The 425-nt window shown below is 70.6% G+C and carries 1 protein-coding gene; it reads right to left on the reverse strand.

Annotation, left to right across the window (positions count from 1 at the left end; all coding sequences use genetic code 11):
• On the reverse strand, positions 1 to 425 hold a 425-nt coding region (locus CVH10_RS17730; protein ID WP_146143009.1), incomplete at both ends, for an efflux RND transporter permease subunit.

Consider the following 425-nt stretch of genomic DNA (forward strand, 5'->3'; position numbering starts at 1 on the left):
CGACGTCGACCAGCAGGCGGGGCGAGTTCGGTTCGTAGTTCAGACGCGGGCGCGAGAAGCCGGGGTTGGCCTGGGCCGCGGTCAGGATCGGCTGAAGCCAGTTGTAGATCTGCTGATAGTCGCTGCCCGTGGCGATCAGTTCGATGGAGTTGGAGTTGCCGCCGCCGCGCTGGAAGGCGCCGGGCGTGGAGGTGTTGACCTGGGCGTCCGTCTGGCCGCGCAGCTTGCCGTTCAGCTCCTGCGCGATCTGGGCGGCCGTGCGGTCGCGCTTGGACCAGTCGGCCAGGGTCAGCACCGCATTGCCCGAGTTGAACCCGCTGCCGCCGAAGCCGGGCGCGGAGACCAGATAGCTGTCCGCCTCGCCGCTGGCCTTGTATTCCGCCAGCAGCGGCTCCAGCACGCCGCGCACCGCGCCGCCGGCGCCG

Source organism: Halomonas sp. ND22Bw (assembly GCF_003011945.1).
Lineage (GTDB): Bacteria > Pseudomonadota > Gammaproteobacteria > Pseudomonadales > Halomonadaceae > Halomonas > Halomonas halophila.